We start from the raw sequence: 24,711 nt of genomic DNA, 5'->3' as shown, positions 1-24,711 counted from the left end.
GAAAGATACTTTCACCAACATTATAAATCTGATGACGACCTATAGCAGTATAGGTCGCATCATCGTATAAAGGAGCCCTACTATGGATAAAAAACTGATTTTCAACGAAAATGGTGACCGTGGCACGCAATCTATGATTGGCGGTAATACCACGAACCTTCGCGAGTGGAATCGTATCAAGTACGACTGGGCAAATCAAATGTACCGTACAATGCTCAACAACTTCTGGATTCCAGAAGAAATTTCCTTGAACGAAGACGTTAAACAATTCCCATACTTAACAGATTACGAGCGTCGTGCCTTCGATAAAATCATTGCGTTCTTGAACTTCCTTGATTCCATTCAATCTGAAAACTTGCCTAATTTGAGCCGCTATATTACAGCATCTGAAGTGGCATCCTTATTGAATATCCAAGCATTCCAAGAAGAAATTCACGCTCAAAGTTATTCCTACATTTTGGACACTGTAACAAATCCTATTACACGTGACAAAATCTATGATGAATGGCGTACAGATAAAACATTACTTGAACGTAATCGCTTCATCGCCGATGCATACCAACGATTCAGCGACGATCCTAGCGAAGCAAATCTAATTCATACAATCATCGCTAACTATATCTTAGAAGGCATCTACTTCTACTCTGGATTTAGCTTCTTCTACACATTGGCACGCCAAGGCAAGATGACAGCTACATCCACTATCTTCAAATATATCAACCGCGATGAAGTAACTCACCTCGTATTGTTCCAAAACATCATTCGCGAGTTACGCCGTGAACGTCCTGATTTATTTACACCTGAATTAGAGGCGAAAATTACGGACATGATTCGTCAAGGTACAGAAAACGAAATCGCTTGGGGTCAATACATCACCGACGATAAAATCCTCGGCCTTAACAACGTTCTTATCGAGCGCTACATCAAATACCTTGCCAATATCCGCTTAGAAGCAATCGGCTTACCTCATTTATATCCTGAAATCAAGGATAATCCAATGGAGTGGATCGAAAGCTTTTCTAACTTGAATAGCACAAAAACTGACTTCTTCGAAGCTAAAGTTACAAACTATACAAAAGCAGCGGCATTTGATTTTGACGATTTAGAATAATAGACGTTATAAAATACAATATCTAAGGACATACGAGCCAATAGAAAAGAGCTAATAGCTATAACGCTATCAGCTCTTTTTTCATGATTATTTAAACCTTAGTTATGAGGAATTGCTGCAAATTTAAACAGCTCTCTCCTATTTATCTCTAAAAAACAAAAAACTATCATATCAGTGTATATGTTGCTAGAAATATAGTCCCCAAACGCCACCCTCGTTTTACAGTTGACACATGGTTATACATTGTAAATTATATCAATACATTTGTGCGCAAATAGGCCTACACCGTAGATTTTCATTCGCCCCATGAATGTATTCATAATAAGCTTGGTAAAAGCAAAAGTTTTTGTGTCCACCCTGTTTCAAACTACCAACTATTATCAGCTTTCAATCAATTCAGTTGTCCAGTTAGCAGACTGCAATAGATTGTCTAATAAACGTACTTGTTTTGCGATATGATCAGCTTCTTTTTGGATGTCTGCCACATTCACAGTCGGCATTAGCTTAATCTCAGACCCTCTCGCACGGAAATTGATACTTCCTGCGCTAGATGCCAAAGTTCGATAAGCAGTTAGGCGCAAAGCAGCGCAATCTTTTTCGGCAATGATTTCAGTAATAGTTCGACCTTCTATAATAGTTTTGCAATTAGTTAAATTAATATCTGCAATTAATTTTTGAAGTCTATTTACACATTGTTCTAATGTTTTCAAAAGTTCTTCAGGGTTCTCATTCGGTACTTCCCCTTCTTGCACTAAACTATTTTGAGTTAAGCGAAGCTCTAAATCGCTTATTTTATAATTTAAATCAGATCGTTCTTGTAATGCTTCTGCTAGTTTCATAAACTCTCCTCTCAAAAAGATATATCAAGTTACTTATAAAATACTATGTACAACAATATATATATCCACCAATTCTTATTATACAGCACTATTGAACGGCTTATAATACTTTCCGCATCATCACGTGAGGACAGCCTTCATCTAGGTATTCTTCTCCTTCAGCACGATATCCAAGGGATTCATAGAATGGTTTGGCCTGTACTTGCGCTGACAAGGAGCACGTTTTAAAGCCGTCACGACGAATAGCATTTTCGGCGGCCATCATGATCTTAGTACCTAAATGTTGTCCACGATACAACTTACGTACCGCCATGCGCCCAATATGTGCATCTCCAGCTGTGTCACTTGGAAAATATCGACACGTACCAGCTGCTTTACCATCAATGGATAAGAGCACAAACTTTGCAGTCTCATCGATTTCATCAAATTCGTCTTCAAACCCTTGTTCTTTCATAAATACATCGACACGAATTTGTTTTATTTCCTCTGTTATATGATCTAAGATTTGAATAATCATAGGTGCCCTTTCTGATTATAAGTATATTTATAAGAATCGATTTAGGCGTATTACGAAATACCCTATAAACAATGAAAGCTTCTTATTTTTATTATATCAAAAATACGCTTAATTCCACAAAACTTCTCAGTTCCTATTAATTCCCGCATCAAAAATATTTTAAAACTTCCATGAAATTCATTTTTAGGTATTGCATAATTTTATCATTTGGGTTTATACTATACCCAACATTTTAGAAAGGAGCAACCAAAAATGACTAACCAAATTAGCCTCACAGCAAAGCAATACTTTTATTGGTTCTTTATCCAACGTACGGGTAAGGAACTATTTGTGATGCGCTAATTAAGGATTATTCAACATTAGTTGCTTAGAATAGTAAAAGGGCTACCCGTATTAGATTACGGGTAGCCCTTTTTATTTGCTATCCGTATGGTCAGCCCTACTATTCACTGTAGTTAAAAGGAGGAATTATCATGATTATTACATTGAAACAAAACGCAGCAGCGGAAGAAGTATCCCGTTTACGCGGTGAATTAGAGGCGCAAGGATTCGTTATCCATCCAGTAGAAGGTACTCGATACAATATTCTAGGACTTATCGGTGATACTGCATCTCTTGATGCCCGTCAAATCGAGTCTCTAGATTTCGTAGATAAAGTAACTCGCATTCAAGAGCCATACAAAAAAGCAAACCGCAAATTCCATCCAGATGATTCTATAATCAATGTTGGTGGTGTCCTCATCGGTGGTGGTCACTTCGCAGTAATGGCCGGTCCTTGCTCTGTGGAAACACCTGAACAAGTATTAGCCACTGCTAAAGCATGTAAAGAAGCTGGTGCTACCATCCTTCGTGGCGGCGCTTTCAAACCTCGTACATCCCCATACTCCTTCCAAGGCATGGGCCCAGAAGGCTTAGAACTATTAGAGCTTGCAAAAAAAGAAACAGGTCTTCCTATCGTTTCTGAGGTTATGGATATCTCCCAATTACAATACTTTGATAATGTAGATATGCTTCAAATCGGCGCTCGTAACATGCAAAACTTCACGCTTTTAAAAGAGGTGGGCAAATTAAATAAACCTGTTCTCTTAAAACGGGGTTTATCTGCTACATACGAAGAATGGTTGATGGCTGCTGAGTACATCATGTCCGAAGGCAATGAACAAGTTGTATTATGCGAACGCGGTATCCGCACATTCGAAACTAAGACTCGCAATACCTTAGATGTAACAGCAATTCCTATGATGCATGAATTATCTCACTTGCCAATTATCATGGACCCTAGCCACGCAGCAGGTATGAGCCGCATGGTTCGTCCGCTTTCACTTGCATCCGTAGGCGGCGGTGCAGACGGCCTTATGATTGAAGTTCACAACGATCCAGCCAAAGCATTGTGCGACGGTCCGCAAGCATTGCGTCCAGACCAATTCACTAGCCTTATGAAAGAAATTAATGCGTTACGCCAAGCATTGGTAGAATGCACTAAATAATCTTACATATCACACAAATAAGCTAGTATCCGTTATAATAGATACTAGCTTATTCTTTTAAGAAAGGAACCGTTATGACTCGCATCCATATTAATGCATCTACACCGTATGATGTTGTCATCGAGAAAGGCGCTTTACAACGCATCACCGATTATATTAAACCATTAAAACCAAATTGCCGTGTTATCATCGTCAGCGATAGCAACGTGGCACCTCACTATTTGGACTCTGTGAAAGCTAATATGGAACATGCGGGTTATGCTGTTTGTGATTATGTTTTCCCTGCTGGTGAAAGCTCCAAAAATGCTCATCAACTCATCGATTTAGTAGAATACATGGCGGGCCAATCATTGACTCGCAAAGACTTGCTCATCGCCCTTGGGGGCGGTGTTGTAGGCGATATGGCGGGCTTTGCAGCAGCAACCTATTTACGTGGTATCGACTATGTTCAGGTTCCTACATCTCTATTAGCCGCAGTAGACTCCTCTGTAGGTGGTAAAACAGCGGTCAATCTCGAAGCTGGGAAAAACCTCTGGGGTGCTTTCAAACAACCTATCCTCGTCCTCTGCGATCCAGCTACACTCAATACATTGCCTGATATGGAATGGATTAATGGGTGCGGCGAAATTATCAAATACGGCTTCCTCGACGTACCTGGTTTATTAACCCAACTAGAACATAAACCATTAATTAAACATCACGATAGTGTTAGTACTGTCATCGCTCGTTGCGTTCAAGCAAAAGCGGATATCGTGGAACAAGACGAACGCGAGTCTGGCGTTCGTGCCCTCTTAAACCTCGGTCATACCTTTGGTCACGGCATCGAAAAAGCAAGTCATTTCGAGGTACATCACGGTTATGCCGTTGCTATTGGTATGGTGCTCATGGCACAAGGTGCTGTCAAACATGGAGAATTAGATGTAGAGTCGTTAGACAAATTAAAGGCCCTCATCAAAGCACACGATTTGCCAACCACAACAACGATAAGCAAAGAAGAAATTCTAGCTGCCGCTAAGCACGACAAAAAAAGCGAAGGAGCAACCATTAAAATCGTAGTACCTACTAGCTATGGTCACAGCGAGCTCAAAGTAGTAACGCACGATGAACTTGCAACCTATTTAGACTGAGATATAAAGGAGATTTATATGCATTCCGTAACGAACGCCATCCCTACAGGGACTATCGCGTCCATTCCTGCAAAAGCTCATGCGCACCGTGCACTGATTTGCGCAGCTCTCGCAAACTCGCCATCTACCATACTACTGAGCCGCACCTCTAAAGACATCGATGCAACTATGGACTCCTTGCGAGGCTTAGGCGCACAAGTTGTATATGAAAACAAAGTTGTCACTGTTACACCAGGTCCTGTGCCAACAAAGGGCAATGTAGTTCCCCATGAATCCGGTACCACATTGCGCCTCTTATTACCAGTAGCAGCGTCCATTTGTAATGAGGTAGACGTGGATGCGAAAGGGCGTTTACCAGATCGTCCTTTAGAGCCCATGCTCGGTGAAATGAAAGCTCACGGCGTAACATTCTCCCAAGATAAACCACCATTCACTATGACAGGTCGTCTACAAGGCGGTGAGTTCGGTATGGTTGGCGATGTGAGTAGCCAGTTCTTCTCTGGATTATTATTAGCAGCGCCACAATGTGGAGGTGCTACAATCACATCTACTACACCACTTCAATCTAGCGACTATGTAACATTGACGACTACAACAATGGCAAACTTCGGCGTAACAGTCGACCATACTCCCGCCTCTGACACAGTCCAAGAGTCCTTTGCAGTAGCGGCTAATACTACTTTTAAAGGTCAAAGTAATTACCAAATCGAAGGCGATTGGTCCAATACGGCTATTTGGATGGTAGCAGCGGGCATGACAGGTAAACCAATTACCATTACGGGTATGAACAAAAATTCTGTGCAAGCGGATCGTCGCATCATGCAGATTATGATTGATACCGGTTGTGATGTAGTATGGGATGGCATGAACGTAACCGTTATGGGTCGTGCAGTAAAACCAATCCATGCCGACCTCGAACAAATGCCCGATATGTTGCCAGTTATGGCAGCCCTCGCTTGCTCTATCCATGGTGAAAGCTCCTTTGTTAAGGGTGCACGCCTACGCTTGAAAGAATCCGATCGCCTCGAAGCCGTTGCTAATCTGGTCAGAGATTTAGGCGGTACGGTTCGTGAAGATGGTGATGACCTATATATCATCGGTAGTGGTATACTAAAAGGAGGACAAGGTGATTGTGTTAACGACCATCGCCTTGTTATGGCAGGTACATTGATGGCACTCATCAGTGAAAATCCTGTAACATTAAAAGATAGCGAAGCTATCACAAAATCCTATCCAGACTTCTTTGAGGACTGGAACTTACTAGGAGGTAATGCTAATGGCATCTAATTTCGGTAAAACCATACAAGTATCTACCTTTGGCGCGTCTCATGGGTATGCCATCGGTGGTATCGTGGAAGGCCTCCCTTGTGGACATACCATCGACATCGATGAGCTACAAACCTTCTTAAAGCGCCGTGCGCCAGGTCAAAACCAATTACAGACGCAACGTAAAGAAGCCGATATACCTGAATTCTTAGCAGGTATGGTAGATGGCATGCTCAGTGGATCTCCATTGGCATTTATGATTCGCAATACCTCTCAGCACTCTAGCGATTACAATAATTTGCGCGACATACCTCGTCCATCGCACGCAGACTTTACGGCTCGCATGCGCTACGGTGACAAGGTAGATATGCGAGGTGGCGGCCACTTCTCAGCGCGTCTAACAGCACCTCTTTGCGTGGCTGGTGGCATCGCCCTTCAACTACTACGTGAAAAAGGTATCGAAATTCACGGTCATTTAAAACAAGTTGGTACAATCCAAGATGCCCCTATCGATATGGTTCATCCAGATATGAAAGCACTTTCTGAAATCGCTACAGAACCTATCGCTATGGTCGATGCAGACAAACGTTCTGAAGTAGAAAACTTAGTCATGAAACTCAAAAAGGACGGTGACTCCACAGGCGGTATCGTTGAGGTTGTGGCTACGGGATTACCAATCGGTCTTGGCAATCCAAACTTTGACGGCATCGAGAACCGATTAGCTCGTGTTATCTTTGGCGTACCTGCCATCAAAGGTGTGTCCTTTGGCGGTGGCTTCGACATGTGTTCTCGCCTTGGCTCCGAGGTGAACGATGCTTTCACCATGGACGGCGATACAATCACAACAACTACCAATAATAGCGGTGGCATTCAAGGCGGTATCACCAACGGCTTACCCCTCATTATGCAAGTGGGCATTAAGCCTACTCCGTCCATTTATAAGGAACAACATTCTGTGTCGCTTTCACAAAAAGAGGACATATTACTCACCATCAAAGGTCGTCACGACCCATGTGTAGCACTTCGTGCAGTACCTGTTATCGAAGCCGTCACGGCCCTCGTCATTCTTGATTTCTTAGGAGATATTGACCATGAACTTAGATGAAGTACGCGTTAAGATTAACGATATAAACGACCAAATGCTCGCCCTCTTCAAAGAACGTATGGAACTCTCTAAGGACGTAGCGGCTGCAAAAAAGGAAATGAATAAGGCCATTTACGATGCCAAACGAGAGCGCGACATCCTCGACAAGGTAACAAAAGATGCAGGTCCAGACCTCGATCTATATGCACGCCGTTTTTTTGAGGCATTATTTAGCTTAAGTCGTACCTACCAATCCGAACAACTATTCCAAGACAATGAATTTACTTTAAAAATGAAAAAAGCCATTGAGCAATCCCCTACTTTACCACCTCAACGGGGCAGTGTAGCTTGCGCCGGCGTATTTGGTAGCAATGCTCAAATGGCGTGTGATAAATTATTACCTCTTAGCCAAATCCATTATGTAACAGGTTTCCGTTCCGTATTCGATGCCGTCGAGTCAGGTGAATGTCAATTCGGTGTATTGCCTATCGAAAACAGCTCCAATGGTTCCGTAAAAGAAGTATATGACCTCTTAGAAGAGCGCAAATGTTATATCGTTCGCGGCACGCGCCTCTGGATATCTCACGACTTGCTCGTGAAAAAAGGCACAAAACTAGAAGATATTCATACCATAATTTCCCACCCTCAAGCGTTGGGCCAATGTAGTCACTTCCTAGATAAGTTAGAAGGCGTAGAATTACGCTCCTATGACAATACGGCTCGAGCTGCACAGCTCGTAGCAGCTAGTGATGACCCTGGAGTAGCGGCTATCGCAGCACCTCAATGTGCAGACCTATATAATTTGTCTCCATTGTTGAGAAATATCCAAAATAGCGATAACAACTATACGCGCTTTATCTGCATTAGTAAGGATTTCCACGTATACCCAGGAGCCAATAAAATCTCTGTTGTAACCACTGCAAGTCATGCTCCAGGCGGGCTTGGTACATTGCTCACCAAGTTTGCTAATATCGGTGTGAACCTTACAAAACTTGAGTCCCGTCCGATCGTAGGACATAACTTTGAATTCTTGTTCTACCTCGATTTAGAAGCATCCTTGGCAGATCCAAAAGTACTTTCCGTATTAGCAGAGCTCCACGCATCGCAAGATAAATTCCGCTTGCTCGGCAATTATCCTGAAAATTGATATTTTCCTTTATGGTAGTGCTTATTAATGGCATATATAGTACAATGGATATAGTTTTAAAACTCCAATGGCTAATAGGTGACAGCCTATTAGCCATTTTGTGTATATTGACCTAGGAGGTCCTATGAAATTTGGTTTACTTGGCCGTACGTTGGGCCATAGCTTTTCCCCACGCATCCACAATGCTTTGGGAAATACTAATTATGAATTATTTGAACGAGAACCGAGCCAACTGCAAGAGTTCTTTGCAGACCAAGAATTACAAGGTATTAATATTACCTTCCCTTACAAGGTTAACGCCCTTGAAGCTTGCGATGTAGTAGACCCTCGCGCAGAACGCATTGGCTGTGTAAACACGATGGTTCGTAAAGACGGCAAATGGCATGGTTACAATACAGATTACGATGGTTTCGTATTTACTCTAGAACACGCTGGTATAAATGTATCCGGTAAAGAATGTATTATCCTTGGCGATGGTGCCTCCTCTGCTACGGTTCACGTAGCTCTTGAAGACCTAGGTGCTAAGAGCATCACGCATCTATCCCGTAAAACGGCTCCGCTCTATACTGATGCGCCTAATTACTATGAAACAGCACAGATTATTATTAACTGCACGCCTATCGGTATGTATCCGCATAATCCAGCTAACCTCATAGATATTATGCAATTTTCTAAATTAGAGGGCGTTGTAGATCTCATCTACAATCCGCGCCGTACAGTTTTGCTTTTACAAGCAGAAATGATGGATATTCCGTACTGTGATGGTCTACCTTTCCTCGTGGCACAAGGTGTTGAGGCGGCTAATCATTTTCAAGGTGAAAGCTTTGGTACCAAAGAGATAGAACAAATCTTGCGAGATATGCGCCGTGAAAAGGAAAATATCATCCTCATCGGTATGCCTGGTGTTGGGAAAACAACAGTGGGCAGAGCAATCGGTAAAGAGATGGGCCGTACTTGGCTTGATGTGGATCACGAGCTAGAAAAAGAAATTGGCAATGTTTCTACCTATATTACAGAACAAGGGGAGGCTACGTTCCGTGAAAAAGAGGCAGAAATGATTGCAAAATTAGGCACTCAAACAGGCCTTGTCATCTCCACTGGTGGCGGCTGCGTAACAGTACCTAAAAACTATGCACACCTGCGCCAAAATGGCCGTATTTACCAATTAACACAACCTGTAGAAAAACTATCTACTTCAGGTCGTGTTCTATCTAGTGGCGGCATAGGACGTTTACGTGAACTCGAAGAAACTCGCACTCCAATGTATGAAAGCTTTGCACAATGCATCGTGGAACATAATCGCAATGCACCAGAAACAGTGGCAGCTATTCTCGAAGACTTTGAATCAAACTTATTGTAAGAGTTTATATAACGGTATTTATAAGATTGTTTCCTCTATATAAGTAAGGGCTTCTACATCTTTAGAAGTAAGAGCATTTACATCTGTATTTTTAGATAAAACTAAAACTCATATCATGACATACATGATATAAACTGAAAAGCAGTAGCTATCCTCAGGGTAACTACTGCTTTTTTAGGTCTCCTATGTATTATATATATTGGTAGAAAATCACTTTAGCAATTACAATGTAATTACACAAAGAATTTAAAATAGCTTTCACCATGGAACTATCAAAATACAATGAACTAATTTCTATAAGCAATAGTCTTAACGTGACGACCATAAATAGGAGGCATTATGAAAACTGTAAATCTACAAGTTCGCATCAATGAGGACTTAAAACAAGAGGTATCTAGCATATTAAAAGCACAAGGTCTATCATACACCTCTATGCTAGATGCACTATTCCGCCAAATCATCAAAGAGCGTCGCATTCCGTTTGCCATTGCGTTACCAACGGCACCTATCGATGAAACACCTACACCAAGCACACTCAACAACGGCACCTATGAACAACCACAAACCACATTAAAAGCCTCAGATTATATAGGTGCATATGGTACACCAAGAGAAGAAAATCAAGAAATATCCTTCGATACAATCGATAAGACAGGAGTTCTTAACATCCGTATCAATCCTAAAGTTAAGACACTAACAACAGCTATTCTAAAAGAAATGGGATTAACCATGTCACAAACAGTTACACTTGTATCTAAACAAATACAATTTAATAAGGATATTCCACCTACTATCCTCCGTCCAGAATGGATTGATGCTATTAATAATGATTTCTGGACTGAAGAAGATTTAACTACAAGAATACAATTAGGGCTAAATCAAGCAGAAAAAGAAATTGGTGAACCTGCGGAAAAAATTTTTAATGAACTCCTTGAAGATTTATAAATTTGGAGAGCTGAAATGAAGTATACAGTAATTATGACGCCTACAGCTAAGTCTGATATAGTAAATCTCAAAAGTTCACTAGAACAACAGATTATAGATTCTTCCTTTATTAGAAAAGAATTAAAGTTGATTTATCAAAAAATTTCTTCATTAGCTATCTTTCCTGAACGTTATCCTATTTTAAATAATAATACCAATTACAGAAAATTATCATACAAAAAATATCTTATTCTATATAAAGTCATTAATAATAACATATATATTTTTTATATCCGCCCTTCAAAAATGAATATACTACAAGAAATACAAAACATATAAAAAAGTCGGCTCTCGCCGACTTTTTTAATGCACTTTTACCCGTTTATGCTGTTGTTCATCGAATACGCCATCTACATCGATGGTATCTAGAATTCGTTTTAAAGCATGTACATCGATTTGCCCTGGTGCCGATGCTTTACCAGCAGAGGCAAAGGTCATGGCATTTCCAAATAGAGCTCCTGCAGTGCGTGTAACAGCACCTAGTTCTCCCATTGCCATCGTAATAATTGGATCCGAAGGATATAAAGCTTTCACTTCAGCCGTTGCTTCAAGTAGCGTTAATACATCACCAGTTGTGTGAGGCATAACGGCAATCTTTGGCACATCGGCCAAGAACTCTTTCATTTGAATAAGTCGATTTACAATGACTTCACGACTCGGTGTACAGTGGAAATCATGGTTGCTCATGATAATAGTGATTCCATGAATCTTAGCAAACTCTATCGTTTTAAGCATTCTATCTTGATCAAAAAACAGCTCAATATCGATAGCATCCACCAATCCTGTAGGAATCAAACGTTCTAGCATTGTAAAGTAATCTTGTGTAGAAATCGTTCTTTCCCCACCTTCACCTTTTGTGCGCCATGTAAAGAGCAATCCACGACCTTTCAGTTGTGGCTTGATGAGCATTAATAGTTCAATAATAGCATCAATGGAGTGGGCCCGCTCGAAATAGTCAATGCGTAGCTCTACTATGTGACACGGTGTATTACATGCTACTGCGGTGGCATCCAGAATCTCTTTCATTGTTGTGCCCACAATAGGCACGCATATTTTTGTACCCTTTTCTCCGAGTACAGTATGACCGATACGGACCATAATAACTCCTTTCTGTCCCACACGGTGAGACTAGTGACTTACCTTAAACTAACTATATACCAATATTTTTGTAAAAGCAATCAATCGGCCCATATTGGATTGCTATTCACTAAAAACGTATGAAAGCCTACTATTATGCACTAAAACAGTATTCTTAGATTAACGATTAACATCACTTTTTCTTATACCCTAGATTAAGACCTCTTACCAATAAACGGTCTGTATCTGAAAGCCTCGTATTATAAAAATAGCCTAAAAAAGTAAAAGCTCCTTACCAATATATATTAGTAAGGAGCTTGTTAGACTCTAATTCACACACTATATTTATCATGTTGTACGGATAGTTTCCGTGATTGGAATCCCATATAGAGTAATAACAAACCTGTAATACTAAATACATAGGATATCCCAATGTAGGTAGATACAATACTTGCGAACACAGGCCCTACCATAGAACCGAATTGTTGGGCCGTCGTCGTCATACCAAACATGCGACCTCTAAAGCCTGGTTCTGTATTAAGAGTTACGGCTGCACTCAAAGATGGGTTGATGCCCACAATACAAGAACCAATTAGCACTTGTAGTACACCAAACCACCAAATACCTACTGGTAAGCTTTGAAGTAAGAGAACAACACCACTACCAAGCATACAGTAGGAAATGGTTCTAAAGTACCCACGACGCTCACCGAGGCGCACCCATATATTGGTCGTTAAGGAACCGGCTAAACCACCGATACTGAGGATTGTACCTGAAATGATGGCTGCCCCTTCCATAGTGCCTTGCATATCACCTACATAAAGCGCCAAAATAGGCTGTAGCATCATGATGACACATTGCATAAAGAAGTAAATCCATAAAAGTCTTACTAATACAGGTTGTTCTTGAACCGACTTAAAATCTTCTCGCAAGGATGTAGCTTTTACCGGCTGTTTGGACTGCTCCTTAGAAGTTGTATTTTCAACTTCTAGTTTTGGTTCTTTTACAAGAAACAATACCGCTAAAGTAGCAATGAATACGGCTATACCAGATATATAAAATACAGGGCGCATACCTACAACACTTTCAACGGCACCGCCCAAAAATGGACCGACGACATTACCTAAAATTAGACCTGTTTGGAATATGCCGAGGGCACGGCCTACCTGTTTTTCATCCACACTGAGGGAGACCATGGTCATCGCTGCAGGATAGAAACCATTAGCGAACCCAACTAAAGCACGCCCCATTAACAATTGATACTGATCCGTTACCATGCCGATGAGAACATAACTGACAGCAATGGCAAAACCAGCGCGCAAAGCCATCCGCTTTTTCCCTTTATTATCTGCAATTTTGCCCCAAATTGGCGCCATAATGCCAGCGATTAGGAATGTAATACCAAAGACGAGACCAGACCAAAGTGCCACATCATCCTTTGGAACACCGAGTTCCAATAAATATATTGGCAAAAAAGGAATTATCATTGTATAACATATGGCTAGCACCGTCATACTAGTTGTGATAATCCACACGTTGCGCATGCCACCTCGAGCATCATATACACTTGTACTCATGGTACCCTCCCTTCCGCATAAAATCGTTTAGATAAACTAATATACACATAAATCACTTTTAATTACAGTTCCATTTAAATTACGATTCTACTTAGATTTCAATCTATGTTACTATTCATAAGATGTTATTACATTTTAATTTCATATATAAAGAAGAGCCGCATACGAAACGCGACTCTTTCCATAAAAAATACCTAAAATATAGGTATACAATGTAGTAATCCTCAAAGATTATTCAAACTAAAGTTTTCGGACTATCAATTATTCCGTAGGAAATTTGTGATCCATTACATCTTGCAAGGAAACATGTTCCATAACATGTCGGAACTCATCTTGTAAATACTGCCACAATGGAGCTGTCAAGCAGTCATTAAACATAGGACACGGTTCTACATCATCTTCTAAACAAGACACGAGAGCAATGGAGTCCTCTGCGGCATATAAAATTTCATATACATTGTATTCAGCCGGAGATTTCACCAAACGATATCCTCCATATTTACCACGTCCACTTTTAACAAGGCCCGCGGAGGATAATCGAGATACAATCCCCTCTAAATATTTATCGGAAAATCCTTGGCGTTCTGCAATCTCACGAATTGGTACATTTTTTTCTACTCCATGTTCTGCAATATCCGCCAATATCCGTAAGGCATAACGCCCTTTTGTAGATATTTTCATAAGTTAACCTCTATATCATTCATAATATATTAATAGTATATCACAAATTCATACAAAAAATGGTGGGAAATATGATACACTATACATATATCGAAATATCTTTATTTAGGTATGATTTTAATTTCATATAGGGAGGATTTTATCTAATGTTAGATAAATTATTTCAACTCAGTGAGCGTGGCACAACCGTTAAAACAGAAATTTTAGCAGGTATCACTACGTTTATCACGATGGCGTACATCCTATTCTTGGCGCCAAACATTCTTAGTCTTGCAGGTATGGATAAGGATGCGGTCCTCATTGCCACAGCCTTAGGTGGAGGTCTTGTGACGATTGCTATGGGTTTATTCGTAAACTACCCAATTGCTCTCGCTCCAGGAGTTGGCCTCTTGGCATTTTACTCCTTTACTGTAGTTCTCGGTATGGGCGTATCTTGGCAAACAGCATTAGGTGCGGTATTCATTTCAGGTCTCGTATTCCTCGTATTAACACTTACGTCGGTGCGACAAATGATCGTTGAAGGCATCCCTGCCTCCATGAAGATTGCTATTACCGTTGGTATTGGTCTCTTCATCGCTATCATTGGTTTGAAATTATCCGGCTTAATGGCCATCTCCATTAGTTTGTCTCCAAACTCCTTAGGTCAAGTCGTACAAACACATGGTAATTTAATACCTCCTGCATCCGAGACGCTCTTAACGCTTGGTAATTTGCATAGTGGCGAAACATTGTTAGCTCTATTCTGCCTCATCTTTACGGCTTTATTGATGGCTCGTAAAGTTCAAGGCTCGCTCTTGATTGGCGTTTTAGTGACAACTGTAATTTCCTATGCCACAGGCCTTTCCACAATGCCTGAGAACTTTACTGTATTGGCAGTGCCTGATTTCTCTAAAGCGGCATTCCTTCAATTAGATATTCCTGGCGCTCTTCACATGGGCTTAATCACGATTATCTTCTCCTTCACCTTCGTAGAATTGTTCGACTCTATGGGTACTTTGATCGGTACTGCTACAGAGGCGAAAATTGCAGATCCTAAATCTGGTAAATTCCCTGGTCTTGGGAAAGCCATGACCGTAGATGCTCTTGGTGTAAGTGTTGGCGCCTTGCTCGGTACTTCTACGATTACTGCTTTCGTTGAAAGTGCGGCAGGTGTAGGTGCTGGTGGACGTACTGGTTTAACAGCTGTTACAACAGGCGTATTATTCTTAATCTGCCTATTCGTTGCTCCATTGGTAACGCTCGTACCAAATGCTGCAACCTCCCCAATTCTCATAATCGTTGGGGCCCTCATGTTAGGTGCTATTCGCAACATCGACTTCGATGATTGGACTGAAGGCTTCCCTGCATTCCTCGTTATCGTATTAATGCCATTCACATATAGCATCGCTAACGGTATCTCTGCAGGTCTTATTGCATACCCTCTACTCAAAATCATTGCGGGTCGAGCAAAAGAAGTTAACTGGATCATGTACGTATTGGCCGCACTTGTTATCATCCGCTACGTATTCTTCTAATTAACGTATGCCCATAATTATGCTATTAGTGAAAGCTACTTTATATTCGATAGCTATAAAATCACTAATACCTAAGAACAAAATATATGTAAATTACATACACTAAAAGCACCTATCTCCAAAGATATTACTCTAATATCTAGGAGATAGGTGCTTTTTATTATGTACTCTTTTACTAAACGCTAACGTCGTATGGCAACACCAAATCACGCTATAGAGTCTTATTAGAGTTTAGTATTAACCAATTGTTTTTACACCGATTAAGTCTGTACGACTTGGATCAATATCTTTTAATGGTACTACATGATCTTTATAAAACTCTGCTTCAGATGCTTTCACAGGCACTTGGAAGAACAAGAAATATGCCATATTATCTTTGCTCCACGCAACACTGCGTACTAAGCCCTTATCTACATCACCTGTATACTGCACATTACCTGTTGGTGTAGAGTCAGTCCACTGTACGTCATGGTATTCCGTTGGAACATATTCTTTAGGCCATACCGTATCCGTAGAGTAGCTCATGCGAAAGACCATCGTATGATTTACCCAACGTCCGCTGCGTTCTTGATATTCTTGCCCTTCCTTCCAATATACAGTTTCTAATACATCATTATCATAAAAATGTGTAGCATAGTATGTATAGCCAAGAGGCAAGTAACTTGGTACAGATACGTCATAGGACATCTTACGAGATGCATCGATTACACCGCTAGGTAAGCCGATGGGTTTACTCGTAAGTATAGGCCACTCAGAATTCGTATGTGTACGCAATGGCAACCCAATAGTTTCAAAATGAGGTCTATCTTGTTCACCATTTTGTTTAACACTTTGCACATTATTTCGTTTAACATTTTGCTTATCATTTCGGTCACCACGTAATCTAGTGTCATCAGAAACCACGTTACTTAACGGCCCTACTGAATCTACAATTTTGCTTACATAGTTTTGGTTTCTTGAAGAAGCAAAGTAGAGCATATGAACTTTATTATCTTTTTCCCAATAAGCAATTTGAACAGAATCGTTGCTAGAGCCTAAAGTATGTACAGGGATTCCATTAGGAGTAGTAAAGTTAACGGCATCATCAGCATTGTATTTTGTCTTTTCCAATATAGGCTTTACCACGGTATCGATAGCCCACCCCATACGATACACAATATCTGTATTAGAGAAGGTTAATTTCTGACCATATTCTCCATTATGGCCCGTTTCCGTATATACAATTTCTAATACGTCATGATCCCTTGACTTTACATCGCGTACTGCATAGTCTTCAGGCATATAAGATGGAATTTGTAAATCATATCCAAAATAATTTGTAATTGCGTCAACATTAAGCTGTACTATATCACCATTATCAACTTGATCATACCACCGATAACGATTCATTAGCTCTTTATTCTTTTCCACTGTATCGATGGTAACAGTATTTCCATTTTCATCCACTAAAGGGGATAACGCACTAATTGGTTGTACTCCAAAGCTACTTACCACAGCAGCTAGTATTCCCATGGCTAATAATGATTTTGTTGTTTTCAATCTCATAATTTCATCTCTCTCTAAATTTAGATATTTTATAAGTATATATAACCGAAGTAATCATTTATCTATTACATTTTTTAACTCAGATCACTGACTTTCAAGAGTATTACGTGCCCTTAATAAATCACACCAGTCTATGCTTTCATAGGCACTACATGTTCCTCTTTTATTTCTTCAATTGTTTTAGGTGTTGTCGGATAGTTACCAACTAGTTCATAACGAGAGCTATCAATACTCTTCAACGGTACTACATGCTCTTTATAGAATTCCGCATCAGCCTCTTTCACCCGTTCTAAGAAGAATAGAGAATAAGCCATCCCATCCTTCGTCCACGAAATGCTGCGAACCATATGCGTTTTAGGATTACCTGTATAATAAACCCCACTAGAATCACCTGATTTAGACCATTCAAGATCGCCGTACTCAGATGGAACATATGGTGTGTCTCTCACAGTATCCAAGGAATATCCCATTCTATAGGCCATAATACTATCTATATATTTTTTCCCATCCCGATAGATAGTCACACCTTTTTTATAATATACAACCTCTAATACATCATTTTGATCTTGACGCGCTGTATAGAACTGATAACCATAAGGTATATAGCTAGGCGCCTTGACCTCATACGGCAGTTGCTGTGCAGCTTCTACTATTCCTTTCCAATTACGAGCCCCTTCTTGCGTTTTCATAGGCCACTCTAATAAAGTCTTTCTTGGTAATGCTTTAATTGCTGAATCAGGATGAACTCTAGGCATATCAAATGTAACGGCAGCGGAAACACCCACATTATCGGTAGATATTGAATCATTAACAACATCAGCTGAAACATATCCTGCACACAATAATCCTACAGCCATAGCAGCTAAAACGGACTTATATATAAGCTTCTTCATGATCTCTCCTTTTATAAAAACTTGATATATACTTTACACATATAATGATATATTTTCTTATTTATATCAAAAACATGCCACCTATTCTGTTGCCCTAGCTACTTCATAAAACTTTTATCTTTCCTATTGTGAAAGTATAGTTATGAGCCATTAGCTGCTTTAATTCTAACTAGTTATACATAATAAAACATCCTACTAAACGCTATATTACAATAGAGTTCAATAGGATGTTTTGTCATTATTTAGTTAATGGAGGCATAATAATATCTTGTTCAAGCTGTCTTCGTCTCTTTGCGGTATAGTCTACAACTTTAATTTGAACGACGCCCACAGAGTTTACCATGGCATCAGTAAAGGGAAATTCTCGACCAGTCTGATGCTTCATCAACACTTGTAAACCATGAGCCTTTTCATCAACACGCTCTAAGTAGGTAGCCTCTCCTCGGCCCATCACACTAGAATAAACCGAGCTATATTTACAAGGAATATCTCCACCTGATACGAGGGCCTCATCATTACCGTCAATTTCGATAAATACATGGGGGTTCACTTTAATCAAATTAAACTTCTTCCCCTCATGATAGCCATGTACATAGATGTAGAGTATATCATCTACAATTTCATAACCGAAATGTAAAGGTACCACGTAAGGATAATCACCATCCATCATACCTAAGTGAATGATGCGAGTGCTATTTAAAATGCCCTTAATTTCATCTATATTTGTAACCATACGATCTTGACGTCTCATAATAGCCTCCACAAGAATCGGAAAATTAATACACCTTACTCTTCATGTAATCTGCCAAGAAGATGTTTAAATTGAGCTTCATCACTCTTTAGCTTTCCGAAAAAGACTTCATCAATTTGTTCAACTAATGGAACTGCCTTTTGTAATATTGCACCCCCCTCTTTATTTAAAAGAACAGCTTTCGCACGTGTATCTCTAGAGTGCTCTTTTCGCTCTACAAAACCACGTTTTTCCAATAAGCTCAATATTTGAGATACCGTCATAACATCTATCCCTGAAAGTTTTGAAATCATAACTTGTGTAACTTCATTATCATGTTGTGATAGATATGCAAGAGATGCTAAAACAACAAATTGAGGATGTGTTAAGTTCAACTCTTTTAACGCTTGTTTTATAGTAAAATGCCATTTATTGTACACCCTCATGAACAATAATCCTGTTGATTTTTCTGAATTGTCTTTATATTTTGATGTAAACAAACAGCAATCTCCTTATCTTTCTAAACAATTTTTTAGAATAAATATAGATTGGGGAACATCAGAAAAAACTTGACTTAAAAATTCCAAATGTTGCTTATCTTCACTTTCTAAGCTTACGGTATGCTTTACATTTACACTTCCGTCATGATTATCAATTATTTGATGTCCGAAAAGAATAGCACCAAATGGAGTTTCAGTCTTATCCCAAAACTCTTCAAAAGGTTTTACAAGAGTAAGCTGATATTCCATAGGCGGCATGCCTTCAAGCTCCATTGTACCACATGAACCGGTCTCAAATTTACCGTTTAATGTAATATTTTTTAGATCCTCTTCCCAGTCATACCATTTTTCGATATTCGCATAGTACGCCCATACAGCTTCTTTTGTTGCTTTTATTTTCAAACTAAAACTAAATTCCATTTTATATCCTCCTTTTTTACGAGTGCTTTATTATAAGTATACTTATTATAAATTATTTTATATTATTCGTCAATTAACTTCCAAAAAAGGATATTCTATGCGTTTATCAATATAAGGGTATACTCTCATCAGAAAATCATCAGGTCTTTTGTCTACTGTAAAAATACATTTGACTTTTTAGAATAGATACTGTATTATAAAAAAATAGTTTTAAAGATTCTATAGATTGTTAAAGCTGTGGTAATCCATAGCCTTTATATTTATAGATAGTTTGTAGAAAAGAGGTCTTTATTATGTCTGATACGCATCAGTTAAAACGGGGTCTTAAGAACCGGCATGTACAGTTGCTCGCTATCGGCGGTGCTATTGGTACAGGTTTATTCTTAGGCTCCGGCCGCGCCATTCACTTGGCTGGTCCATCCATTATATTCGCCTACCTAATAACAGGTGTTATTTGCTTCTTTATTATGAGAGCACTAGGCGAATTACTGTTATCTAACCTAAACCACCACTCTTTTATCGACTTTGTAGAAGATTACTTAGGGGATCGAGCAGCATTTATCACGGGATGGACATACTGGTTTTGCTGGCTTTCACTAGCCATGGCAGACTTAACGGCCGTAGGCCTCTACATGCAGTACTGGATACCGTGGCTACCCCAATGGATACCCGCCTTACTCGTTTTAATCGTCTTGTTGTTAATGAACTTGACAGCTGTAAAACATTTCGGCGAAATGGAATTCTGGTTTGCCTTGATTAAGGTAATCGCTATTATCTCTCTTATCATCATCGGTATCATCATGATTGTTACAGGTTTTACTACAGATGCTGGCGTCGCCGCCTTTAGTAATATGTGGAATTACGGAGGATGGTTTCCGAATGGAACGATGGGCTTTATCCTATCATTCCAAATGGTTGTATTTGCTTTCACAGGCATAGAACTCGTAGGTTTAACGGCTGGCGAAACAGAAGATCCTGAAAAGGTTATTCCAATGGCCATAAACAATATTCCATTGCGTATTATTTTATTCTATGTAGGCTCTTTAGCCATCATCATGAGTATTTACCCTTGGACTGCCGTTAACCCTGCTGCAAGTCCATTTGTGGCTGTATTTACCGCCGTTGGTATTACAGCCGCTGCAGGTATCGTAAACTTCGTTGTTCTTACCTCTGCAGCATCTGCTACAAACTCCGGTATCTTCAGTACTGGTCGTATGATTTACGCCTTGGCAAAACGCGGTCACGCCCCGAGTTCGATGCGCCGCTTGACTCACAGCAGTGTGCCATACCAAGCAACGATTTTCTCGGCAGCCGTATTATTGATTACGGTTGTACTCAACTACGTAATGCCTGAAGCAGTATTCGTTATGATTACATCAATCTCTACGTTCTGCTTTATCTTTATTTGGGCCATGATGGTTATTTGCCATCTCAAATATCGCAAAAAAAATCCTGATGTAGTGGCACAGTCTAAATTTAAAATGCCTCTATACCCAGTAATGAATTACGTTATCCTCGCGTTCTTCGTTTTCGTTTTAGCCATTCTAGCCTTAAACGAAGATACGCGAATTGCCCTCTTGTTCACACCAATTTGGTTTATTATTCTTTGGGCCTTCTACTCCATGCTTAACACGGACGATGAAGATGCCCTTGGGGAAGAACTCATCGAAATGGCAGGCGTAAAAGAACTTTACAAAAAACCTAAAAAAGACGATTCCGATGATTACGTAATCTAACAAAAAAGCTCGTGCTATGCACGAGCTTTTCTTTTACTTCATTGACGGGAAGTTTTGTTGTTCATATTGTTGTAGATATGCTGGTAAGTTACTTGTATCTTCATTGTAATTAAAGATAGTCTTAATGCGATAGCCTTCTTGAGTGATTATGATATCAATAGAGGATGGTACTTCTTGATCATTCTGTTGCAAGTGATTAACTAATTCTTGCAAGGCCTCTGTTTGATGTAAAGAACCGGCCATATATTTACCCTTGGATAGACCTGTATTTCTAATGACTTGGCCATTGTATACTTGACCTCTATTATCTTTGTAATAAAAGCGTACAGCATCCTTATCTCCCGTAGGAACAGCTTTAATATAAATGGTCTTCCAATTCTTTTTAATCATCACTTTTGTAGCTTCTGCTAAATTATTAGACAAACGTCGTGTTTCTTTATTTGTTGATTTAGACACACCATTAACCTGTTGAATTTCATCATTCATAGGCATATCAATAGGTGCCACTACTGGATCTTGTTCTACCTTTTTTGCATCTGCAGGCTGAACCGCGAACATACCAACAACCGCCATTACAGCTAATGCGGTAAGAGCAATTTTTTTCATTCCATCTCTCCTTAGTTAGGATACATCAAAACAAATTATATTTTATACAACACATTCTATTATATTCATTAAACAGTTTAATATCAAGTCATACTTAATTTTTAGGACTGACACTATTAATGATTTGGTTCCATCGTTCAAAACGTTTAGTATCGTAGTTCATATCCATATATTTAATATTAAAAGAGGTAATCGATTTTAGATTTTCATAGCGTTCCATCTCATCAGTCTTAACATTCCAGAACAACATCATATTTTCATATATAGGAATACCATAATACTGTTCAGCTTTAAAAAAATCAAAAGGTAAATTCATATTTGGTTTCGCATATATAAGAGGAGTAACCGTGAGCAAATAAGTATCTCCTACCTTACCATTTATATATAATTCTCTAGGAATAAGAGAGTCTAATATTACTTTATCATTTTTAATACCATGTTTACTTTCTTTCTTTTGTTGAACCAAACGTGGATCTGTATCAACTATTTTAGAAGCAGATAAATTAGCATCTATAATATATTCTCCATCTCGATTAGAGGCTATAATTTTTCCATCTATATAATCTAAGGAAGCAGAAAATTTATCTAAATCATATCCAATAATATTAGAAACTAAAGATGTATCATTGATTTTAAAAATCAAAAGTGGATACAACTTCATATCAGGAATAGTATCATTAGAGCATCCGAGTAGATATAGTTCCTCATTAATAATAAGATAATCAACAATATAACAGTTATATTGTTTTAAAATGGGTAATACATCGATAGTATACGATTCAGAATAATTAGATGCACTCAGAATCTTTAATGCCGCAGTAGGATTACGATTAATATCAACCGCAATATCCTTTTCTATAATTACCCCTTGTTTTGGTAAAATTCGAGCCTCATTTCTCGTACCACTAAGGTGTAAGGCACACAAAATAAGGATAAGTAAAAGCAAAAAACCAACAATATAATGCTTTTGTATCCATTGCAACATAGGACCACCTCTCTCTTACCTATAGTATAACTAAATCTGTCGACTAATAAAAGAAAAGACTTCTGCCAATTCTTGACTGATTATATTCTGTCAATTACTGGTAAAAGCCTTTAATTTTATAATATTGGTTATGAAATTGTCCTATATAGCAAAGAGATATACTTAGATGTTTCTATTCGCAGAAATATCAAAATCAATATTACTAAATTAGTTACTAAAATCCGTATCCACAATAGCGAATTGTGTATAATCAGGGTAACGTTTTTGCATTTCTGCCTTGATTTTTTCTAATGTACTATGTGGATCTTCTTCGTCAAAGTCAAAGATAATATCGTAGTAGATAACCTTCTTTTCTTCTTGTACGTAGAAGGCATGTACTTGTACTACATGTGTATATAAACTAATAACTTGATCAAGAGCTTTTCTAATTTCAAGTACTTCTACACTTGGTTTGTTTTCAGCATATACACCAACAGTCATATTGATGCCAAACTTTTTATAAAGATGAACCGCAATGCCCTTTGTTAATGGATGAACTTCTGCCATTGTCATAGAATCTGGTACAGAAATATGAACGGAACCAATTGTTTCTCCCGGACCATAGCTATTTAATACCAAGTCATATACACCACCCACATTCGGATGCTGTGCGATAGTTTCTTTAATATTACGGATTAAATTATCATCTGCCCGAACACCGAGCAAATGGTTATACATTTCACGTAAAATATCATACGCTGCTTTTAAAATCAAAACAGAAATAACAGCGCCCACATAACCTTGAATATCAAAGTTAAAGAAAAAAACTAAGCCTGCAGATACCAATGTGGCAAAGGTAATCACTGCATCAAAAAGGGCATCTATACCAGATGCTACGAGTGCATCGGATTTATATTTCTCACCTTGTGCCTTGATATAACGACCCATCACTACTTTCACCACGATGGCAACAGCGATGATAACAAGACCTGGAATATCAAATGTAGATACCTCAGGGTGGATAATTTTATCCACAGATTCCTTAAGGGATCCAATACCTGCACCGAGAATGATGAAAGCTATGGCCATGGTAGTCATATATTCTATACGACCGTGGCCAAATGGATGCTCCTTATCAGCCCCTTTGGCGGCTAATTTCGTACCCACAATAGTTAATACAGAGGACAATACATCTGTTAAGTTATTTACCGCATCAAGGATGATGGCGATGGAATTAGACGCAAGGCCCACAATCATTTTAAAAATAACGAGAACGACATTACCTATAATGCCTTTTATACTGGCAAGCGTAATCCCCCGATTACGTGCTGCACTATTATCTTGTAAAATCATACTACACCTCTTACATTCTGATTTATAGTTTTTAAATTGAACTATATCGATTTGCTTATAGTCCTATTATAGCTTATCGATTATCATTTGTCATTATTTTTCTTGAAAAATATTTTTAAACTTATTGATTTTGCTGAGTTATCAACAATTCTCATTTCTCAATTAGAGTATTTGATGTATTGTGACTTCACAA

The 24,711-nt window shown here is 39.1% G+C and carries 24 protein-coding genes; 11 read left to right on the top strand and 13 right to left on the bottom strand.

The genetic code is table 11. The annotated features are described in order from the left end of the window. Positions 1–82 precede the first annotated feature (82 nt). Positions 83–1,111: a ribonucleotide-diphosphate reductase subunit beta gene (locus HMPREF0873_RS05355; protein WP_008714862.1), complete on the top strand. Its 1,029-nt coding sequence runs from the start codon at positions 83–85 to the stop codon at positions 1,109–1,111. Between the two features lie 380 nt (positions 1,112–1,491). Here the strand turns inward: HMPREF0873_RS05355 and HMPREF0873_RS05350 are convergent, their stop codons facing one another. Together HMPREF0873_RS05350 and HMPREF0873_RS05345 are read right to left on the bottom strand one after the other, a co-directional pair. Beyond that, a complete protein-coding gene (locus HMPREF0873_RS05350) occupies positions 1,492–1,950 on the bottom strand; it encodes a DIP1984 family protein (protein WP_008602307.1) in 459 nt (152 codons plus the stop codon). Between the two features lie 100 nt (positions 1,951–2,050). Then, positions 2,051–2,467, bottom strand: coding sequence for a GNAT family N-acetyltransferase (locus HMPREF0873_RS05345; RefSeq protein ID WP_008714860.1), 417 nt, complete (start codon positions 2,465–2,467; stop codon positions 2,051–2,053). 473 nt (positions 2,468–2,940) lie between these two features. Between HMPREF0873_RS05345 and aroF the strand changes: the two genes are divergently transcribed. The 8 genes from aroF (at position 2,941) to HMPREF0873_RS05305 (ending at position 11,201) form a co-directional block, all read left to right on the top strand. Next, a complete protein-coding gene (gene aroF / locus HMPREF0873_RS05340; RefSeq protein WP_008714859.1) occupies positions 2,941–3,954 on the top strand; it encodes a 3-deoxy-7-phosphoheptulonate synthase in 1,014 nt (337 codons plus the stop codon). Between the two features lie 74 nt (positions 3,955–4,028). Continuing rightward, the gene (aroB, locus tag HMPREF0873_RS05335; RefSeq protein WP_008714857.1) at positions 4,029–5,081 is read left to right on the top strand and encodes a 3-dehydroquinate synthase; all 1,053 of its coding nucleotides are present in this window, start codon (positions 4,029–4,031) and stop codon (positions 5,079–5,081) included. Between the two features lie 18 nt (positions 5,082–5,099). Beyond that, complete coding sequence (gene aroA, locus HMPREF0873_RS05330; protein ID WP_008714855.1) at positions 5,100–6,368, top strand: 3-phosphoshikimate 1-carboxyvinyltransferase; 1,269 nt, start codon at positions 5,100–5,102, stop codon at positions 6,366–6,368. Then, positions 6,358–7,452: a chorismate synthase gene (aroC, locus tag HMPREF0873_RS05325; protein WP_038125681.1), complete on the top strand. Its 1,095-nt coding sequence runs from the start codon at positions 6,358–6,360 to the stop codon at positions 7,450–7,452. The genes aroA and aroC overlap by 11 nt, the downstream gene beginning before the upstream one ends. Continuing rightward, the gene (locus HMPREF0873_RS05320) at positions 7,439–8,578 is read left to right on the top strand and encodes a bifunctional chorismate mutase/prephenate dehydratase (protein WP_004698197.1); all 1,140 of its coding nucleotides are present in this window, start codon (positions 7,439–7,441) and stop codon (positions 8,576–8,578) included. The genes aroC and HMPREF0873_RS05320 overlap by 14 nt, the downstream gene beginning before the upstream one ends. Before the next feature lie 124 nt (positions 8,579–8,702). Further along, a complete protein-coding gene (locus tag HMPREF0873_RS05315) occupies positions 8,703–9,938 on the top strand; it encodes a shikimate kinase (RefSeq protein WP_008714852.1) in 1,236 nt (411 codons plus the stop codon). 339 nt (positions 9,939–10,277) lie between these two features. Beyond that, entirely contained in the window at positions 10,278–10,883 is a 606-nt protein-coding gene (locus HMPREF0873_RS05310) for a type II toxin-antitoxin system RelB/DinJ family antitoxin (RefSeq protein ID WP_038125679.1), read from the top strand. 15 nt (positions 10,884–10,898) lie between these two features. Further along, a complete protein-coding gene (locus tag HMPREF0873_RS05305; protein WP_008714847.1) occupies positions 10,899–11,201 on the top strand; it encodes a type II toxin-antitoxin system RelE/ParE family toxin in 303 nt (100 codons plus the stop codon). 24 nt (positions 11,202–11,225) lie between these two features. Here the strand turns inward: HMPREF0873_RS05305 and aroD are convergent, their stop codons facing one another. From aroD to HMPREF0873_RS05290, 3 genes are all read right to left on the bottom strand, one after another. Then, a complete protein-coding gene (aroD, locus tag HMPREF0873_RS05300) occupies positions 11,226–12,020 on the bottom strand; it encodes a type I 3-dehydroquinate dehydratase (RefSeq protein ID WP_008714845.1) in 795 nt (264 codons plus the stop codon). A gap of 311 nt (positions 12,021–12,331) precedes the next feature. Next, positions 12,332–13,576, bottom strand: coding sequence for an MFS transporter (locus HMPREF0873_RS05295; RefSeq protein WP_038125678.1), 1,245 nt, complete (start codon positions 13,574–13,576; stop codon positions 12,332–12,334). A gap of 261 nt (positions 13,577–13,837) precedes the next feature. Then, positions 13,838–14,257, bottom strand: a complete 420-nt coding sequence (locus tag HMPREF0873_RS05290) for an Rrf2 family transcriptional regulator (protein ID WP_004694942.1) — start codon at positions 14,255–14,257, stop codon at positions 13,838–13,840. Between the two features lie 146 nt (positions 14,258–14,403). On the opposite strand from HMPREF0873_RS05290, the gene HMPREF0873_RS05285 reads away from it, so the two are divergent. Then, positions 14,404–15,771, top strand: coding sequence for an NCS2 family permease (locus HMPREF0873_RS05285; protein ID WP_008714839.1), 1,368 nt, complete (start codon positions 14,404–14,406; stop codon positions 15,769–15,771). 237 nt (positions 15,772–16,008) lie between these two features. Here HMPREF0873_RS05285 and HMPREF0873_RS05280 read toward each other — a convergent pair whose 3' ends face one another. The 5 genes from HMPREF0873_RS05280 to HMPREF0873_RS05260 all read right to left on the bottom strand — a co-directional run bounded on the left by HMPREF0873_RS05280 (position 16,009) and on the right by HMPREF0873_RS05260 (position 19,859). Continuing rightward, the gene (locus tag HMPREF0873_RS05280; RefSeq protein WP_008714837.1) at positions 16,009–17,316 is read right to left on the bottom strand and encodes a hypothetical protein; all 1,308 of its coding nucleotides are present in this window, start codon (positions 17,314–17,316) and stop codon (positions 16,009–16,011) included. Positions 17,317–17,447: 131 nt separating this feature from the next. Next, on the bottom strand, positions 17,448–18,209 hold the full coding sequence (locus HMPREF0873_RS05275; RefSeq protein WP_008714836.1) for a hypothetical protein: 762 nt from the start codon (positions 18,207–18,209) through the stop codon (positions 17,448–17,450). A 238-nt stretch (positions 18,210–18,447) separates the two neighbouring features. After that, positions 18,448–18,960, bottom strand: a complete 513-nt coding sequence (locus tag HMPREF0873_RS05270) for a pyridoxamine 5'-phosphate oxidase family protein (RefSeq protein ID WP_008714833.1) — start codon at positions 18,958–18,960, stop codon at positions 18,448–18,450. Between the two features lie 35 nt (positions 18,961–18,995). Beyond that, the gene (locus HMPREF0873_RS05265) at positions 18,996–19,439 is read right to left on the bottom strand and encodes a MarR family winged helix-turn-helix transcriptional regulator (RefSeq protein WP_008714831.1); all 444 of its coding nucleotides are present in this window, start codon (positions 19,437–19,439) and stop codon (positions 18,996–18,998) included. Between the two features lie 12 nt (positions 19,440–19,451). After that, a complete protein-coding gene (locus HMPREF0873_RS05260; protein ID WP_008602279.1) occupies positions 19,452–19,859 on the bottom strand; it encodes a polyketide cyclase in 408 nt (135 codons plus the stop codon). Between the two features lie 293 nt (positions 19,860–20,152). Between HMPREF0873_RS05260 and HMPREF0873_RS05255 the strand changes: the two genes are divergently transcribed. After that, positions 20,153–21,595, top strand: a complete 1,443-nt coding sequence (locus tag HMPREF0873_RS05255) for an amino acid permease (protein WP_004694928.1) — start codon at positions 20,153–20,155, stop codon at positions 21,593–21,595. Between the two features lie 33 nt (positions 21,596–21,628). On the opposite strand, the gene HMPREF0873_RS05250 is transcribed toward HMPREF0873_RS05255, so the two are convergent. From HMPREF0873_RS05250 to HMPREF0873_RS05240, 3 genes are all read right to left on the bottom strand, one after another. Next, positions 21,629–22,201, bottom strand: coding sequence for an immunity protein YezG family protein (locus HMPREF0873_RS05250; RefSeq protein WP_008714829.1), 573 nt, complete (start codon positions 22,199–22,201; stop codon positions 21,629–21,631). A gap of 94 nt (positions 22,202–22,295) precedes the next feature. Next, on the bottom strand, positions 22,296–23,186 hold the full coding sequence (locus tag HMPREF0873_RS05245; RefSeq protein ID WP_008714828.1) for a hypothetical protein: 891 nt from the start codon (positions 23,184–23,186) through the stop codon (positions 22,296–22,298). Positions 23,187–23,393: 207 nt separating this feature from the next. Next, positions 23,394–24,518, bottom strand: coding sequence for a cation diffusion facilitator family transporter (locus tag HMPREF0873_RS05240; protein ID WP_008714826.1), 1,125 nt, complete (start codon positions 24,516–24,518; stop codon positions 23,394–23,396). Positions 24,519–24,711: the final 193 nt, after the last annotated feature.

Origin of the sequence: Veillonella sp. 3_1_44, from assembly GCF_000163715.1 — a bacterium.
Taxonomy (GTDB): domain Bacteria; phylum Bacillota; class Negativicutes; order Veillonellales; family Veillonellaceae; genus Veillonella; species Veillonella parvula_A.
This window is presented reverse-complemented; position numbering and strand designations above follow the sequence as displayed.